At 39.2% G+C, this 17,208-nt stretch carries 15 protein-coding genes; 8 read left to right on the top strand and 7 right to left on the bottom strand.

The features are described from left to right. Positions 1 to 707: 707 nt before the first annotated feature. Together ASC84_RS20215 and ASC84_RS20210 are read right to left on the bottom strand one after the other, a co-directional pair. The gene (locus ASC84_RS20215; protein ID WP_056517966.1) at positions 708 to 2,204 is read right to left on the bottom strand and encodes a CoA-acylating methylmalonate-semialdehyde dehydrogenase; all 1,497 of its coding nucleotides are present in this window, start codon (positions 2,202 to 2,204) and stop codon (positions 708 to 710) included. 30 nt (positions 2,205 to 2,234) lie between these two features. Next, on the bottom strand, positions 2,235 to 3,395 hold the full coding sequence (locus tag ASC84_RS20210; RefSeq protein ID WP_056517965.1) for an iron-containing alcohol dehydrogenase: 1,161 nt from the start codon (positions 3,393 to 3,395) through the stop codon (positions 2,235 to 2,237). Positions 3,396 to 3,700: 305 nt separating this feature from the next. On the opposite strand from ASC84_RS20210, the gene ASC84_RS20205 reads away from it, so the two are divergent. Continuing rightward, entirely contained in the window at positions 3,701 to 5,089 is a 1,389-nt protein-coding gene (locus tag ASC84_RS20205) for a GntP family permease (RefSeq protein WP_056517964.1), read from the top strand. Between the two features lie 56 nt (positions 5,090 to 5,145). Here the strand turns inward: ASC84_RS20205 and ASC84_RS20200 are convergent, their stop codons facing one another. The 5 genes from ASC84_RS20200 to ASC84_RS20180 all read right to left on the bottom strand — a co-directional run bounded on the left by ASC84_RS20200 (position 5,146) and on the right by ASC84_RS20180 (position 10,585). Then, a complete protein-coding gene (locus ASC84_RS20200; RefSeq protein WP_004724755.1) occupies positions 5,146 to 5,922 on the bottom strand; it encodes an IclR family transcriptional regulator in 777 nt (258 codons plus the stop codon). Positions 5,923 to 6,156: 234 nt separating this feature from the next. Next, positions 6,157 to 7,515, bottom strand: coding sequence for an amino acid permease (locus ASC84_RS20195; RefSeq protein ID WP_081409410.1), 1,359 nt, complete (start codon positions 7,513 to 7,515; stop codon positions 6,157 to 6,159). Between the two features lie 241 nt (positions 7,516 to 7,756). Beyond that, positions 7,757 to 8,599 (bottom strand): phytanoyl-CoA dioxygenase family protein, encoded by an 843-nt coding sequence (locus ASC84_RS20190; protein ID WP_056517963.1) that lies wholly within the window; start codon positions 8,597 to 8,599, stop codon positions 7,757 to 7,759. A 41-nt stretch (positions 8,600 to 8,640) separates the two neighbouring features. Continuing rightward, complete coding sequence (locus ASC84_RS20185) at positions 8,641 to 9,276, bottom strand: TetR/AcrR family transcriptional regulator (protein ID WP_056517961.1); 636 nt, start codon at positions 9,274 to 9,276, stop codon at positions 8,641 to 8,643. 256 nt (positions 9,277 to 9,532) lie between these two features. Further along, positions 9,533 to 10,585: an AraC family transcriptional regulator gene (locus tag ASC84_RS20180; protein ID WP_056517959.1), complete on the bottom strand. Its 1,053-nt coding sequence runs from the start codon at positions 10,583 to 10,585 to the stop codon at positions 9,533 to 9,535. Positions 10,586 to 10,696: 111 nt separating this feature from the next. Here ASC84_RS20180 and ASC84_RS20175 point away from each other — a divergent pair, with 111 nt between their 5' ends. The 7 genes from ASC84_RS20175 (at position 10,697) to ASC84_RS20145 (ending at position 17,187) form a co-directional block, all read left to right on the top strand. After that, positions 10,697 to 11,500: an SDR family oxidoreductase gene (locus ASC84_RS20175; protein WP_056517956.1), complete on the top strand. Its 804-nt coding sequence runs from the start codon at positions 10,697 to 10,699 to the stop codon at positions 11,498 to 11,500. Further along, positions 11,497 to 12,243 (top strand): acetoacetate decarboxylase family protein, encoded by a 747-nt coding sequence (locus ASC84_RS20170; protein WP_056517954.1) that lies wholly within the window; start codon positions 11,497 to 11,499, stop codon positions 12,241 to 12,243. Before ASC84_RS20175 ends, ASC84_RS20170 begins: the two co-directional genes overlap by 4 nt. A gap of 15 nt (positions 12,244 to 12,258) precedes the next feature. After that, a complete protein-coding gene (locus ASC84_RS20165) occupies positions 12,259 to 13,122 on the top strand; it encodes a metal-dependent hydrolase (protein ID WP_056517952.1) in 864 nt (287 codons plus the stop codon). A gap of 87 nt (positions 13,123 to 13,209) precedes the next feature. Continuing rightward, positions 13,210 to 14,439, top strand: coding sequence for an NADH:flavin oxidoreductase/NADH oxidase family protein (locus ASC84_RS20160; protein WP_056517950.1), 1,230 nt, complete (start codon positions 13,210 to 13,212; stop codon positions 14,437 to 14,439). A gap of 34 nt (positions 14,440 to 14,473) precedes the next feature. Next, positions 14,474 to 15,343, top strand: a complete 870-nt coding sequence (locus ASC84_RS20155) for a metal-dependent hydrolase (protein ID WP_056517948.1) — start codon at positions 14,474 to 14,476, stop codon at positions 15,341 to 15,343. Between the two features lie 8 nt (positions 15,344 to 15,351). Further along, a complete protein-coding gene (locus ASC84_RS20150; protein ID WP_151957267.1) occupies positions 15,352 to 15,537 on the top strand; it encodes a hypothetical protein in 186 nt (61 codons plus the stop codon). Between the two features lie 225 nt (positions 15,538 to 15,762). Beyond that, a complete protein-coding gene (locus ASC84_RS20145; RefSeq protein ID WP_056517945.1) occupies positions 15,763 to 17,187 on the top strand; it encodes an APC family permease in 1,425 nt (474 codons plus the stop codon). Positions 17,188 to 17,208: the final 21 nt, after the last annotated feature.

Genomic DNA, 17,208 nt, shown 5'->3' with positions numbered 1-17,208 from the left:
ACAATTATTGTCCAATTGGTTTATGTGTTACGACAAGTAAATCCCAAAAAAGCAAAAAATTTGATGAGTCATTATAGTATTGAAATAAAGTCGATAAATGGTTTGATCAACTATAGGATTCAAGGGATTAAACATGAGGGAAAAATGATTATCTTTTTATATGGTTCTGATTTATATTTTTTGGATCTAAATAAATCATTGTTTTATTATGAGTCTTGATTTATTTGTGGTGTGATAAAGTATATATTTATAGTTGTTTTATTCGGTTTTAAAAATAAAATTTAAGATTTTCTTTGATATCGTATTTGGTTTTTGTTATTAATGTATTTTAAAATTTATTTTGAATAAATCGATTTTTAACCATTTTTTATAATGTGAGGGTTTTATTTTATAGATTTTAAATATTTAAATTGAGTGTTTGTGTTTTTTAAATTAATTTTTTATTTAACGTTGCATGAGAGGAGGGTGCTTAATTTATATTTTAAATTTGGTAAATTATGTTTAATGGATTAAAAAATTGTTAAATTTAAAATATTTTTATTAAAATAATATTTGTACGTGATTTTAGAAAATTATAAGCTCGATTTAAAATTTAAATGTCAAAATATTTGGGAAGTATCCAAAATAGGGTTGAATACTTCCCAACATAGTCAGAACCGTTTTATCAATAAACAGTCTAAATTTGAACCATCTTAATTTGAATAGTCTTAGTTTAAAGTCGGCATTGAAAATTGTTTGTTTTCTCGAATGTTGGCAGAAGGCCAGCGTTGAGTAATAGTTTTTCGACGTGTATAAAAACGTACACCATCTGGACCATACGCATACAAATCACCAAAGAGTGAACGTTTCCAACCACCAAAACTATGATAAGCGACAGGTACAGGCAAAGGAACATTGATACCCACCATACCTACTTTAATATGATCAGAAAAATAACGTGCTGCTTCTCCATCACGAGTATAGATGCATGTTCCATTACCATACTCGTGGTTATCAATCAGATCCATGGCTTGTTGCATGGTCTCTACCCGCATAATTTGTAAAACAGGGCCAAAAATTTCCTGTTGGTAGCTATGCATATTCGGGGTAACTTGATCAATTAAAGTAGGCCCCACAAAAAAGCCATTTTGGAAATCGTCAACGCTTGCTTGTCTGCCATCCACAACGATTTTTGCACCTTGTTGCTCTGCACTGTCAATAAAACCAATCACTTTGGCTTTATGTTCTGCCGTAATCACAGGTCCAAAATCATTATTTTTATCGGCAAAATGTCCGAATTTTAATTTACTGATTTCATTTTGAAGTTTAGCAATGACGGTATCTGCAATTTCGTCACCGACTGCAACCGCAACAGAAAGTGCCATACACCGTTCACCTGAGGAACCAAAAGCAGCGCCAAGGAGGGAATTCACCACATTATCAACATCTGCATCGGGCATGATAATGGCGTGATTTTTTGCCCCACCTAAAGCTTGGCAACGTTTGCCCGCAGCTGTGGCCGTTTTATAAATATATTCAGCAATTGGTGTTGAGCCTACAAAACTAACCGCTTGAATACGCTGATCATTTAAAAGTGTATCTACTGCAACTTTATCGCCATTGACCAGATTAAAGACACCATCAGGAAGTCCTGCTTCTTTTAATAATTGAGCAATATATAATGTTGAAGATGGATCACGCTCAGAAGGTTTTAAAATAAAGCAGTTGCCACAGACAATTGCCATTGGGAACATCCAAAGTGGCACCATCACAGGAAAGTTAAATGGGGTAATTCCTGCAACGACACCTAAAGGTTGAAATTCACTCCAAGAGTCAATATTCGGCCCAACATTTTTGGAGAATTCACCTTTTAAAAATTCGGGTGCACCGCAAGCATATTCAACATTTTCAATGCCACGCTGTAATTCCCCAGCTGCATCATGGCAAATTTTACCGTGTTCTAAACCAATCAGCTCACAGATTTTATCGGCATTTTTTTCCAGCAACTCTTTAAACTTAAACATGACTCGCGCACGTTTGATCACTGGGGTATCACGCCATGCCGGAAAGGCATTTTCTGCTGCCGCTATTGCATCAAGTACCGTTTTTTGGCTGGCAATGGCCACTTGAGAATTTGATTCACCTGTTGCTGGATTAAATACTTTTTGGCTACGACTCGCTTCTGTTGAAAGTTGTCCATTAATAAAATGCCCGATTGTATTCATTGAGATCTCCTGATTTATTTTGGTTAAAAATTAAGACCATAATTGCTGATAAAGTTTTACGATTTCTTCTTTGGTTGGAAGACGAGGGTTATTACTTGGTGAGCCTGAAGCAAGTGCTTGTTCTGCCATAGTATTTACAACTTCGTCAAAATATTGCTTATCTGCTCCAAAAGCTTCTAAAGTTGGCACTTGAAGGGATGTATTAATGTCTTTTAATGCTTCAATTAACTTGGCATTGGCAGATTCAATAGAATCATTTTGCTGCGCTGCCCCCATGGCCTTGGCACAGTTCGCATATTTTTCAGGTTCAGCTGGAATTGAATATTCAATAATCATGGGCAATAACATGGCATTCGATAAACCATGCGGGACATGGAAAAACGCGCCAATAGGCCGACTCATGCCATGAACTAAGGCAACAGATGCATTATTAAAAGCCACACCAGCCAATGTTGCACCCAGCATCAATGCTTCTCGGGCAGCTTCATCATTTGGATCAAAATAGACTTTTTTAAGGTTTGGGCCAATTAAGCGCATGGCCTCTAATGCTTGAGTATCGCTATATAGATTGGCTTTTTTGCTGGTATAGGCTTCAATCGCATGGGTTAAAGCATCTATACCCGTATCTGCTGTGGTACGGGCAGGTAAACTTAACGTCAGTTCATAATCCACAATCGCAGCAATGGGCATAAAACCAGCACCGACACAGAGCATTTTTTCATTACTTTCATCATCGGTAATGATCGTGAATTTGGTTGCTTCAGAACCTGTACCTGCTGTTGTTGGAACAGCAATAATTGGTAAGCCTTGTTCATTGACTTGTCTAGGGAACTTATAATCTCGGATTTTTCCACCATAGCGACCTAAGATGCCAATGGCTTTTGCACTGTCAATCGGACTACCACCACCCACAGCAATAATTGAATCATATTGATGTGCTTGAATAAACTGAACCCCAGCTTCAATAGAACTTGAGGTGGGTTCTGGAATGGTTTGATCAAAAAAGTCTGCTTCAATATTTTCATGTTTAAGAATCTTTTGAATATCCGCGATATAGCCTAACTTCACCATCATTTGATCAGTGATGATCAGTGGTTTATTACAGCCTAAGCTTTTTAAAATGTGAGGAATTTTCTGTCGGGCATTTTTTCCGACTTCAAGAAATCTGGGCAATAAAATTGTATGTGACATAAGCGAACTCCATTTTAGTTTCATTCCATTTACATGCATTTTGTATTTAAAAAAAGACCAAGTTGCATGCTGTAAATTAGCTTTATAATATTTGTATATTGATATGTATCGTATCAATATAAAATTATATGTAAACAGGTTTTTTATGAATTTTATTTAAATAAAATTATTTATCTATAAATAACAATAATTTGATCTGTTTTTTAAAGTGAAAAAGAATTTTGTCTAGATTCATCATTAAAAATTAGCTATACATATATAACGATACATTATGTATCAATATAATTAAATAAATGGAGTTTAGAATGATAGGACTATTTGGAATAGTAGTGTCCTTGGTATTGCTCATGTATTTAGCTTACAAAGGTTTTAGTGTCATTATTTTGGCGCCTGTACTCGCACTGTTTGCGGTCATTTGGAGTGGGATGACGCATGAATTATTAGGGTTTTATTCGCAAGTATTTATGAGTGGTCTAGGTGGGTACATCATTAAATATTTTCCACTTTTTCTGTTAGGCGCTGTCTTTGGCAAACTCATGGATGACAGTGGATCAGCTCGCACAATCGCAATTTTTTTTGTTGAACGCTTAGGGCATCATCGCGCGATGTTATCGATTGTGATTTCCTGTGCAATCTTAACCTATGGTGGTGTTTCGCTTTTTGTGGTGGGCTTTGCTGTATTTCCAATTGCTTCGGCATTATTTAAAGAACTGGGTATTCCTAAAAGATTAATTCCTGCGGCAATCATGCTGGGTGCATTAACCTTTACAATGACCGCATTGCCTGGTACGCCTGCGATTCAAAACGCAATTCCAATGCCATATTTTAAAACAGACCTATATGCTGCGCCTGTGCTTGGCATCATTGCCTCGATTTTTATGTTAATCACGGGGATGTGGTGGCTGAATAGAAGAGTTGAACATTCGATAAAACAAGGTGAAGGTTATGGCAATCATATTGAACATCATAAAGAAATTTTAACCCACTCAGATCCTAGTTTACTGATTGCAATGATCCCGATTGTATTGGTGATTTTATCGAATTTAATATTATCTAAAGTGATTTTTCCAAGTATGGATACTTCATATTTGGCCACGGCTCAATTTGGTCACACCAGTCTAAATTCTGTGATTGGTTTATGGTCGATCATTACAGCATTGGTGATCGCATGTATTGCCATTATTGCGCTCAATTGGAAACGGATTAACGATATTCGAGACAGTATTCAAAATGGTGTTTCTTCTTCATTTTTACCTATTTTTAATACCGCCTCAGAAGTTGGATATGGGTCAGTTATTGCATCATTAGCGGGTTTTGTCATTTTAAAAGATTTTTTAGTTGGTTTAGCGCCAAGTAATCCGCTGGTTTCCGAAGCAATTTTGGTCAATGTACTGGCTGGGATTACAGGTTCTGCGTCTGGAGGTTTGAGTATCGCATTAAATACGATGGGTGAAACCTATATGAATCTGGCGCATGAATTTGGCATTTCACCTGAATTGATGCACAGAGTTGCTTCTATGGCTTCTGGATCTTTAGATTCACTTCCTCATAACGGCGCTGTAATTACCATTATTGCACTTTGTGGTCTCACGCATAAACAGTCTTATTACGACATGTTTGTGGTCGCAGTTATTTTTCCACTACTTGCGTTGATTGGAGTGATTACACTTGGAACATATTTTGGATCATTTTAAGACTTGAGTTTTTAAAGCTAGAGACTTGGGTATTCTAAGTCGCTAGCTTTTATTATTTAATCGATTGAATTTTTTATATAGATGTTTAAATCATTGGCTGCATCTCTTAATGCATCTTGATAGCTGATTAAGTCATCTAAGGATTTTCGAATACTTGGCGCATGGGTATATAAGCAGGCAATGATTTCACCATTGGGGTGGAGTATAGGCACTGAACAGGCCACCATCCCTGCGATAAACTCTTCATTATCGGTACCTAAATTTGTTACGCCAATACGCTGAATTTCAGATTCCAGCAAATTAAGATCTGTAATGGTGTTTTTGGTGTACTGGGTGATTGGAATATTTTTTAGAATATTTTTCCTTTTTTCTGCGGATAAATGGCTTAAAAAAAGTTTGCCACTTGATGTACACCAGACAGGCACTGTTGAACCGACGGGTAAATATACCTGTAATGGCCAGTTCGTCTGTATACGATCCACATACAGCATATGATTATCTTGTAGGATTGCTATACCACAGGTTTCGCCAATCTTATTTGACAGTTTTTCTAAAATAGAAAACCGTTCAATTCTAAATTTTTCATTTTCCCAAACATTAAATAATAGTTGTTTGACTCTTCCACCCACCAACAAGCCACCATGTAAATCTACTTTGACATAACCTTCTTTTTCTAATAGTTGGATGAGTCGATGAATACTGGGCTTTGGAATATCAAGGGCTAAAGAGAGATCAAGTGGGGAAGGGGGATGTTTTGCTTCACCAATGGCTTCTAAAATTTCAAGTACTCGTGTGATCGATGAACCTTTATTTCGTTTTGTATCTTGTGTCATAAAATTTTCCAAAAGACCCTGCTTCATTCATACCCACTTGAGCTTATGGATATTATCATTTGAATGTTATAGATATGAAATTTTTATCTGCCATACTTTACCGTAATCATGGTTTTATCAGTATGCGAAATTTTATAACCATCATGAATGAGAAGAGAACAATCAGCAACTATCCATCAAGTCAGAAATTTTGTGTTATTCAAGGCTTATTTGATTCAATAAGCCTTTAAAATACTAACGTGATTTATTCCAACTCAAAATTTTAAATAATCCAAACATCACAATAATCCAGATTGGAATCAAAATGACCGATTCTTTAAAGTTTTGCACCCACATGATATATAGGATCATACTGATAAAAACTAAAACAATATAATTGCTTACGGGTGAAAACAATGAGGGAAATTTTACCCTTGTCCCTTCCAACTTTTTAGCACGTTTAAATTTTAAATGGGTAAAACTAATCAGTGCCCAGTTTAAAACCAGAGCAGCAACAGCCAAATACATCAGATGACTTAATGCTTCTTCAGGCACAAAATAATTTAGTAATACACAACCAAAAATCAGTATAGAAGAGAAGATCACCGCAGTGATTGGTACACCTTGTTTGCTGACTTTTGCAAACATCTTCGGTGCATTGCCTTGTACTGCAAGCCCATACAGCATACGACTATTGGCATACATACCACTGTTATATACCGAAAGTGCGGCAGTTAGAATAATAAAATTGAGTAAATGTGCTGCCCAACCTAAGCCCAGTTGGCTGAAAATCATTACAAAGGGACTTTTATCTAAACCGCCAAGATCAAGTTGATTCCATGGAATTAATGACATGATGATGGCAAGAGAAGCCACATAAAAAACCAAAATACGGAAAATCACGCGATTGACTGCTTGTGGTATGCTTTTTTCAGGGTTTTCTGCTTCGGCAGCCGTCATCCCAATCAATTCAATGCCGCCAAATGCAAACATTAAAAAGGCCAGCATATAAAATAGCCCTGAAAAACCATGTGGGAAAAATCCGCCATGTTGCCAGAGGTTTGCCACAGTTGTAGTTGAATCCGCACCTGCTGTGAGCAAAAGATATAAACCAAACACAATCATCGAAATCACAGCAACAACTTTGATAATGGCTAACCAAAATTCAGATTCACCATAAAATTTAACATTGCCTAGATTAAAACCAGTCACGATGACAAAGAAAAATAAAGCGGAGACCCAAGCGGGAATATGCGGCCACCAATAATGCACATATTTAGCCACCGCTGTAAGTTCAGTCATGGCGACTAAAATATACATTACCCAGTAATTCCAGCCAGATAAAAAGCCAGGAAATTTTCCCCAATATTTTTGTGAAAAATAACTGAATGAACCTGCAACAGGTTCTTCTACAATCATTTCACCCATTTGGCGCATGATTAAAAAGGCAATCAAACCGACGATGGCATAGCCTAAAATAATCGAAGGACCAGCAGATTGGATGACTTGTGCAGAACCTAAAAATAATCCTGTACCCACAGCGCCACCCATAGCGATCAATTGGATATGACGATTTTTAAGTCCACGTTTTAATTGGGAAGATGAGCGATTCAAAATATGCTGTGCTGAATAAAAGAAGCCATTGTAATAGATTGGCTATAGATAACCTAGTTTGAAAACGATGTTGTTGAGGCAATTTTATAAGATATTGAACACTGGAATATTAGAACGCTTCCATCTATTAAAATATGGTCATGTTGAGTGAATCATATTGTTATTGAAAGAGCCTTCTCACTTTGGGAGAAGGCTAGGATGAGGGGTATCTATACTTCTAAAAAAGACTTATAAAACAAGCTTATTCAGATTGTTCTAATGTACGCAGTGGGTGCATGCCCTCAACCATACCCATAAATGGTGGGTAAATTGAGTAACCAACTAAGGCTTGAAGTTCAGGTGAAATCGACCTTACCGTATCTTTGGAAAGTTCAAGCAAATAGTTTTCTTGTTGTCGGACATAGGCTTCACAGTACTGATGAGTAATCGCAAAGCGTGAGGATTTCGAATGATTTTGACCGCCACCATGCCAAGTCGTACCGAGAAAAAAGATCACCGAACCTGCAGGCATCACTGCGGGTATCGCTTCTGATCTTTGTGCAAAACGATCATCTCCCCAACGGTGACTGCCAGGAATAATTACTGTTGCACCATTGTCTTCGGTAAAATCATCAATTGCCCAGATGGTTGCAGCACCAAGTGGCTGACGAGGGCGGGGGAGGCGGTAAAAAGCATCATCATAATGCAGACTTTGAGCGATTTCACCTGAAAGTATATTGATGATTTGACTCTGAGAGAGCAGGAAGTTGGGTTGGAACAGACGATCCATAAGACCAAGAATGTGAGGATGTACGGCAAGTTGATCAGTGATTCGCGTTTTTGAGAGAACATTATAGACACGCTGGGTTTGCTGACCTTCAAACGGGTTGCGTCCAGTTTGGTCGAGAAGAGCAAGGCCTTCTTGCTTAATCTGCTTGCAGGTTTCTTTGCTGATCAGGTTGTTGATGATGACATAACCATCACGCATTAAGGTTTGGAAATCTCGTTCGATTTCTGGCGTATTTCGCTCAGGCCCTGGTTGTAATTGTCGATGGGTCTTTGCGTGATCTTTTTTATTATATTGACGAATATCTAATTTAGACATTGAAAGCTCCTAGATTTAACGTGCTGGGCAGAACGAAACGCTTAGTTCATATTGTTTCCTGCCTTGGTTTTTTTACTTGTTTCTCCAGATGACAGTGGGCTGAGTTGTAGGGTATTGCTTGTCAGATTCCAGAGTTGTTCGAATAGTTCCACATTCGAGGGCCTTTCTTTGGCAAGGATGGCTTGATCAATCGCCAGACGCAGACCTCCCATCAGCATTGCTACTGTTGTATGCGGATTAAGATCTGGACTGATTATTCCCAACTTTTGCCCTTGAGCAATGTTACGTGCACCCGCTTCTAATAATGCCTCCATGTGTGCACGTTCGATATCAAGCACTTCAGGTTCACGGGCAAGTCGCCCAGCAATCAAAGGTGCCAGAGGATGATTATAGAAATAGTCAATAATTGCTTTGGTACGGGTTTTTTCGCGTTCTCTCCATTCAATATTTGTTGGAATGCTGTCACCCAAAGCAAGCGCTCTCAATGGTTCATAGAATTGATCCACAACAGCGGCAATCAGACCTGTTTTTGAGCCAAAGTGATGATAGGTGAGCCCAGCTGATGTATTCGCCCTTTTGGCGATGGCACTAATCTCCATATGTCCATTGTTAGCAATCAATTCCTGTTCTGCTGCAGTGATCAAGCGTTGGTAAGTCGCGATCTTTTTTTCGGTCATGATTTTATTCTTAGAAAAACTGAATTGAATTCAATTTAGTTTTTCTTGCGAGGATTGTCAACAGTATTGCGCCAAGATCAGTTAGAGAAATGGCTTTACCATAAGCTCTAAAGTGAGCTTGAGTCTGAGTAAGTGGAAGTATTGTTAGTGAGAAATAATTGGGAAAAGGAAATATAAGAGAGTAAAAACGTGGCAGAGATTTTTAATTGATCTATCTAAAATGAATTGTTTATTTTTGCTTTAATGCTCGCCGCTTTTATTGTATCGCTTGCTTACGAAATTGAATCGGCGTTACGCCACTCCATTTTCTAAATGCGCGAGCAAAATTAGCGGGTTGAATATATCCAAGATAATTGGCGATATCTTGGATTTCCATATTGCTGTTCAGTAAAAGTTTTTCAGCCTCTTTATATTTGACTTCGTCTAACAGAAGCAGGTAAGACGAATTTATTTCGTTGAGATGTCTTCTCAATGTACGACTCGACATATGTAAACGTTCGGCAACGTCATCTAAAGAAGGGTAGCCTTTTTGAGGAATAAGCACCAATTCTGTTTTTACACGTAAGCAAATATCTTGAATTTGTTCAGAAAAACGGATTTGTTCTGCTTCACATTGTGCCAATGCCTGTTGAAACGCCGTCGGATCTGCCATTTGTGGGGAGAGGTCAAGCCGTGATGAGATGTATCGGATTTGATTTTTATTTTGATTAAAATGAATCAAGGGAAGTTGCTGTTGAAATTTTTGATGGTAGCGGGGCTCTGGCCAGTCAACTCTTAATTCAACTTGAGAAAAATCTTTTTCTGTTAATGATCTACCTGTCTGAATAATTCCAATCATTAAACATTCATAAAAAAACCGTCTTAAAATTTCAGTTTGCTCTTTATCGTTACTGATCACAGGGTGCGTTTCTTGAATATCAATGACAGATAAATTTTCTTCCTCGTAAAAATCAATTCGATAATCTTTTAAGCGCATATTAAAAAATTGCACTGCAAGTTCAATCGCATGACGTAAAGAGGGACTACTCATTAACGCATATCCCATTGGGCCGTGGGCGGTTAAACGCAGTTTTAGGCCATACTCATATCCAAGTCCAAAGTCCTGAGCTAAGGTTAAACTTATCCAAGCTAATTTCGACCATTGTAAAGGCGTAATACGCGCATCTAGTTGGTTGAGCAGTGTTAAAGGAATTTTACTCTTTTGCAAAATATCAGGAGCGGAAAAGCCCTTTTCGACCATGATTTCTAATAATAAATGAACATAAGAAATCGGAATACTGGCTTTTGATAACCCATACGGATCTTTCATTTTTGTTCTATGTGGTGGCCGAAAATGATTAGCATTATGTCTTAACTCCATCTCACGCTCAAGTTTTAACTACGCGATACTAAGATTATTCTATTGATCTGAGTATTGATGATGAGCTTACCTCGTCCCCTTAAAAATTCACCAGTGGTGATTACTGGCGCATCTTCAGGTATTGGTGAAGAACTTGCTAAAAAATTTGCTGAACGTGGTTATCCGCTTATTTTGGTTGCACGACGTGTAGATAAGCTTGAGCTTCTCGCTACCCATTTACGTCAGAAATATCAGGTAGAAGTGAGTTTACGCCCATGTGACCTCGCGAACCGTGAGGCAAGAACCCAGTTCCGTCTGGAATTGGAAAAGATGGATGTGGCTATTTTATGCAATAACGCTGGTTTTGCCACTTTTGGCCGATTACATGAGTTGGATGCTGACCGAGAGCGGGAAGAGACGGAAGTTAATGCGGTTGCGGTACAGGATCTTACTTTAGCTGTATTGCCTAAAATGATGCAACGTAAAACGGGTGCAATTTTGATTGTGGGTTCGACATCAGGCCATCAACCAACACCAGCCAATGCAACCTATGCTGCAAGTAAAGCTTTCGCGAACTCCTTTGCTGAATCTCTACATAGTGAGCTGAGTGGTACTGGTGTGACATGTACCTTATTAGCACCTGGGCCGACGATCACTGGTTTTAATGAAGTGGCGGGGATTACAAAAATTGATGGTGTAGGTGGAAGTTTTGTTTGGGTAACCGCAGAACGGGTAGCCAAAGAGGCGATACAAGGAATGAATTGTAACCGCCGTATTGTGATCCCAGGTTTTATTGCACAGGCTCAAACACTGGGTGGACGCTATACCCCACGCGTTATTTTATTACCCATATTAAAACAAGTATTTTCGAGATTAAAAGCATGAGACAGCTGATCAATGATTTACGCATCCCCATTGGTTTAGCAAACCTTGGCAATAAGCTTTACCACAATGCTCAATATTTAACGGCTGTGGTAGAGGTCAATGAAAAAGCAATGGCACGCTGGTTACCTGCTGGAATGAAACTGGTAAAACCTGCCAGAGCCGATTTGTTCTGTGCTTATTTCCCTGAAAATGTCTATACAGGGGCATATCATGAGGCGGGTTTGTTTGTACATATACAGGTGGGTAATAAAACAGGTATTTTTTGTCCATGGATGATTCTGGATGATGATCGGGCCATGATCATTGGGCGTGAATTGCTGGGCTATCCCAAAAAAATGGGAGAGATCAGTTGGGATAATGATGGTACTCGTATTCTAAGCAAAGCATCACGTCGTGGCACTGTGTTAGTTGAAATGGACGCCAAACTTGGAGAGGTCATTCATGATGCACCGCCAATTCTAGGTTTACCACATCGTAATATCACAGGAGGATTAGGTTTGAGCTTACCACGCGAAGTTCGATTTACCCCTAAAGAACATCCTGTCGAGGTTCGCCGTGTGGAGATGAACTTACGTTTTACAGGTACGGTAAATGATCCTTTACATGACATGGGACTCGGTAAAGTGGTTGATGCACGATTGCATCGCGTGGATTTATCCGGTGGTTTTATCCCTCCAATTCAGATTCCGCGTTTACGGACTCCTTTGTTCTTAATGCGTCAATTTAATCCACGTATTTTATAAATAGGGAGCATGGCGATGGATATGTTTGCTAGCCCTTCCTCAAGCAAAGCCATTCAATATAGACACGTTTCTGCATCGATAGATATTCAAGTCAGAAGTATGGATTTTACTTTTACAGATGAAATTCCTGAATTTTGGTTTAGCAATAATCCATTACTTACCCTGTTATTGACTGCATTATCTAGTGCTTTTCCTGATGGAGAGCGGCAGTTTATTCATAGTGTGCGTCATTATCAGAATAAGATTGAAGATCCGATTCTGCTTCAGCAAGTTCGCGCTTTTATTGGGCAGGAAGCACACCATGGTAAAGAGCATGATGTATTGAATGGGGTCATGCTGAAAAAGGGCTATCCAGTCGATCGAATTTATAAACGATTTAAAAAGATGAATCGTTTGATGCAGACGCAGTTTTCTCCAGCACATCAATTGGCATGCACAGTTTGTATGGAACACCTGACTGCGATTTTATCTGATTATTTCATCAGTACCGCCCCCGAAGATCTCGCATTATTCAATGTACATTTAAGAAAAATATGGGTATGGCATGCGATTGAAGAAACTGAACATAAGGCGGTGGCATTTGATGTTTATCAATCCTTAGTGAATCGGCCTTATTTTCTACGCCTAGTCATGCTTGAAACTACACTCTCTTTTGTTTTGGTCACAGGGCGTGGAACGATAGAGCTTTTGCGTCATTCAGGAATGCAACGAGATTTAAAAGGGCTATATCAGGGGCTAGGTTATTTGTTTGGTCGCAAAGGCTTAGTGAGGAATATCAGCAAAGCTTATCTCGACTTCTTCTCAACCGATTTTCATCCTTGGCAGCATGACAATAGAAACATGATGCGCCTATTAAAAAATCAATATTTCAATGAGTAGTAACTGAAATAAACAAGAAATTGAAATAAACAAGAAATTGAAATTTACAGCGTACTCATTCATCCAATTATTTTAGGAATTCATCCAATGGCACAACGTATACTCGCAAAATCTCCGTTAAAGCAACCATTAACCTTGGCCTGCGGTATAACGATACCAAACCGTATTGCAAAATCGGCCATGAGTGAGCAATTGGCGGATCGACATGGTTCACCAACCATAGACTTACAACAACTCTATGCTGTATGGGCAAGAGGAGGAACTGGGTTATTAATCACAGGGAATGTCATGATTGATTCTCGTGCATTTGTTGAGCCACGCAATGTCGTTTTGCAAGATGAACAATTCTTACAGGCAAATAAGTTATGGGCCCAAGCTGCACAAGCAAATGGCAGCAAGATTATTATGCAAATTAACCATCCTGGTCGTGTTGCTGTACTTCCATTATTAAAAAAGCCAATCGCGCCATCCGCAGTTGGGCTAGATTTGCCTGCAATGAATATTATTCGTATTCCTCGTGCGATGACTGAGGCAGAAATTTTGGAGCAAATTAAACGTTTTGCGACCACGGCTGCATTGGCTGTGAAAGCTGGATTCGATGGTGTACAGGTTCATGCTGCACATGGTTATTTGTTATCACAATTTTTATCTCCATTGGCAAATACACGTACAGATCAATGGGGTGGGAATCCTGAAAATCGACAACGGATTTTGATTGAAACGGTGCGTGCAGTGCGTCAGGCCATCGGCAAAAATAAGATCCTAAGTGTCAAACTAAATTCTGCTGACTTTCAAAAGGGCGGATTAAGTCAGCAAGAATCTCTTCAAATTGCCTTAGCTCTAGAAGCTGAGGGTATCGATTTATTAGAGGTTTCAGGGGGCAATTATGAATCTCCTGCACAGTTGGGATATGCACCTGATCGACAGGCTCAGCGTGATGGCTATTTCCTTGATTATGCGACTGCACTTCGTGAGCAGAGCAAACTGCCATTAATGCTGACAGGCGGACTGCGTGATGTCGATTTGATGAACCGGATTGTTGCTGATGGTACTGTTGATTTAATTGGTTTGGCTCGTCCTTTTGCTTTGCAACCAGATTTAGCCAAACAACTTTTAGCTGGAAAATCACTACTTGATCCTGCAAACATTCCTGCTGTTGGATACAAACCTGTCGACGCCTATCTACAACTGGCTTGGCATGCTGCCCAATTTCGTCGGATTAGCAGCGGTCAGCAACCCAAGGCAATTAAGGGATTATTCCGTACATTGATCGCCTTTGGCCCTCGTATGGGTTTTAACATTTTGACACAGGACTAATCGTTAAACGATTTGCGATACAAGGAGTTTTATCATGAGTGGTTTAATCAAAGAAACCCATACGATTGTTCCAAGACGTCCAGTATTTGATTTTGCTGAAACTCCCAGTCATTGGATTTATGATGATCCGATGGCGACGCAAATGCTGAATTTAATTAACCCAATTACACCAGCACCAGAACGTTGGTTTTGTCAGACTTTTAGAGACGCATTACCGTTTGTTCAAGATGAGCAATTAAAAGCTGTAGCCATGGCCTTTATTAAACAAGAGGGTGCTCACAGCTATGGACATACCTTAGGTACGCGACATATAGAAGCTTTAGGAATTGATTTAAGTCGTTATACCGAAATGATGAACTGGATATTTAATGACATGATTGGTCCTAAACCATTCGGTTATGAGTTAAAACATCCACGCTTAAAATCAACTTGGTTGACGACACGATTGGCTATGGTTGCAGCAGCAGAGCATCTCACAGGTGTATTGGGTCATTGGGTTTTAAATGCTGAGGGCTTACAAACTGCACCAGTAAATGTACAAATGTTACGTTTATTACAATGGCATGGCGCTGAAGAGGTTGAACATCGTGAAGTGGCAGATGCCATGTTTAGGCACTTGAGCAATAATATTTTGTTGCGAACAGGTGCGGCTGTTTTTACCTTTCCATTATTCCTTATCTTGGCTTATATTGCTGTCGAAAACTTGGTCCAACAAGACCCGCAATTACCGCATCGTTTTCGTTTTAAGGATTATTTTCGAGCAGCTCGACAAGACCGAGTCCCTAGAGCTGGTTATATGATACGTGCCTGTATACGTTATTTTAATCCCAAGCATAGCCCACTCAATGAAGGCTCAACCGAGCAAGCATTGGCATATTTAAACAATATGCCTGAGTTTAAATGAGTTTTAAAATGATAAAAAATGGCTCTGCGGATTGCGCTGGTTATTCTGTAGCGTCATTTTATCATTATTTCGATACGATGACTGAAAAACAAAAGAAACAACTAGATCGTAGACAAGATGAAAATGGTCGAGAGATCTGTGGTGAGTATATAGATTTCAAAACCATGTCGATTTTACCAAGTTACTGTACATAAGAAGATGAAAAACAGCCATCTCAAACAAAATAATCAAAACAAGTTTTAAATCATCCTTTTTTGATTTATGAAACAAGCTCTCTTATCTACGGTTATTTCAAAAAATAGGACTGATGCGTTCCGAGCAGCCCCATCATAATTTAAGCGCTAAAATTGCCATATTTTGATAACACCTTTAAGTTCTTCCTTTATAGACTCAAGACATGATCAAGGAAGGAGATCAGCATGTCAAAAGAATATAAATTACAAAAAGGAAGTTTAGGGCTGTGGTACGTTGTATTTTTTGTGGTGGCTGCAGCATCCCCCTTAACTGGTGTGGTTGGGGCGCTACCTGTGGCCTTTATGGCAGGTAATGGAGCAGGTGTCGCGGGTACATTTATCGTTGCAGGCACTTTACTGCTTATTTTTAGTTTTGGCTTGGTTGCAATGAGTCGTCATGTGGTCAATGCAGGCGCATTCTATTCTTATATTGTCCAAGGCTTAGGGCTTACCTGTGGTTTAGCAGGTTTCAATGTCGCTTTACTTGCCTATGCAGCGATGCAACTTTCTTGCAGTGCGATGTTTGGTTTCTTTACCGAACTATTTGTCACTAGACATTTTGGTAGCAGTTTACCGTGGTGGGCATATGCAGCATTTATGCAAATGGCGGTCATTGGCTTGGGTATCGCGAAAGTTGAAATTGGTGGAAAAGTCCTCGGCATACTGATGTTGCTTGAGATCGCCATCGTCTTGTTGATGGATGCCGTCTTTATGACCCAACCAAGAACATGGGAATTTAGCGCTTTTCAACCCAGCACTGTTTTAAATGGCAATTTTGGTATTGCTATGGTGTTTGCGATTTGTTCGTTTATTGGTTTTGAAGCAACCGCAATTTATGCCGAAGAATGTAAAGAACCTAAAAAAGTTGTGGCTAAAGCAACCTTTACTGCTGTGATTCTAATCACTGTATTTTATGCACTCACGTCATGGGTATTTGTTCAGTATACCGGTGCCAGTCAAATTGCCGCAGAAGCAGCCAAAGATCCAGGTGTCTATGTTTACAACGTGGCTGAGCAGTTGCTCGGTGGTTGGGCGGTTGAAGTTATTTCAATTTTATTGATCACCAGTTTATTTGCCGCAACGCAAGCTTTTCATAATTCATTATCCCGTTACCTATTTACCATTAGTCGTGATGGTTTGTTGTGGTCCCAATTGGCCAAAACGCATGCTGTTTATAAAACACCTTATATGGCCAGTATTGCACAAGGTATTTTTATGATCGCTGCTTTGGTCATTTTTGGGCTGTTTAAACTAGATCCAATGATCAATATTTTTGCATGGGCATCTGTTCTGGGAAGTATGGCGATTTTGGTATTACAGATCGGTGTTTCATTCGCAGTGATTAAATATTTCCGCCAACATAAACAACTCCCTGTTTCGCTGTGGAGTCGTCTGATCGCACCCATTATTTCCGCGTTGGGCATGTTGGTCATACTGTATGTGGTGATTAGAAATCTGGAAATGTTGAGTGGTTCATCTTCTCCAGTTGTACTGTTTTTACCATGGTTACTGCTGGCTTGTATGCTCATTGGCATGATCACAGCTCGTGTCTTGAAACATATTAATCCGCAAAAATATGAAGATGTCGCAAATATTGTTACCCATTCTTAATGTCCGAATAGGCAAGGAGTT

It is taken from the genome of Acinetobacter sp. Root1280 (assembly GCF_001425285.1).
GTDB classification, from domain to species: Bacteria; Pseudomonadota; Gammaproteobacteria; order Pseudomonadales; family Moraxellaceae; genus Acinetobacter; species Acinetobacter guillouiae.
The sequence above is the reverse complement of the archived record's forward strand: the minus strand, read 5'-3'. Positions and strand labels throughout refer to the sequence as shown.

Coding starts and splice junctions, on each gene's coding strand:
- ASC84_RS20215 (WP_056517966.1), bottom strand. CDS start 2,204: ATGAATACAATCGGGCATTTTATTAATGGACAACTTTCAACAGAAGCG.
- ASC84_RS20210 (WP_056517965.1), bottom strand. CDS start 3,395: ATGTCACATACAATTTTATTGCCCAGATTTCTTGAAGTCGGAAAAAAT.
- ASC84_RS20205 (WP_056517964.1), top strand. CDS start 3,701: ATGATAGGACTATTTGGAATAGTAGTGTCCTTGGTATTGCTCATGTAT.
- ASC84_RS20200 (WP_004724755.1), bottom strand. CDS start 5,922: ATGACACAAGATACAAAACGAAATAAAGGTTCATCGATCACACGAGTA.
- ASC84_RS20190 (WP_056517963.1), bottom strand. CDS start 8,599: ATGTCTAAATTAGATATTCGTCAATATAATAAAAAAGATCACGCAAAG.
- ASC84_RS20185 (WP_056517961.1), bottom strand. CDS start 9,276: ATGACCGAAAAAAAGATCGCGACTTACCAACGCTTGATCACTGCAGCA.
- ASC84_RS20180 (WP_056517959.1), bottom strand. CDS start 10,585: ATGAAAGATCCGTATGGGTTATCAAAAGCCAGTATTCCGATTTCTTAT.
- ASC84_RS20175 (WP_056517956.1), top strand. CDS start 10,697: ATGAGCTTACCTCGTCCCCTTAAAAATTCACCAGTGGTGATTACTGGC.
- ASC84_RS20170 (WP_056517954.1), top strand. CDS start 11,497: ATGAGACAGCTGATCAATGATTTACGCATCCCCATTGGTTTAGCAAAC.
- ASC84_RS20165 (WP_056517952.1), top strand. CDS start 12,259: ATGGATATGTTTGCTAGCCCTTCCTCAAGCAAAGCCATTCAATATAGA.
- ASC84_RS20160 (WP_056517950.1), top strand. CDS start 13,210: ATGGCACAACGTATACTCGCAAAATCTCCGTTAAAGCAACCATTAACC.
- ASC84_RS20155 (WP_056517948.1), top strand. CDS start 14,474: ATGAGTGGTTTAATCAAAGAAACCCATACGATTGTTCCAAGACGTCCA.
- ASC84_RS20150 (WP_151957267.1), top strand. CDS start 15,352: ATGATAAAAAATGGCTCTGCGGATTGCGCTGGTTATTCTGTAGCGTCA.
- ASC84_RS20145 (WP_056517945.1), top strand. CDS start 15,763: ATGTCAAAAGAATATAAATTACAAAAAGGAAGTTTAGGGCTGTGGTAC.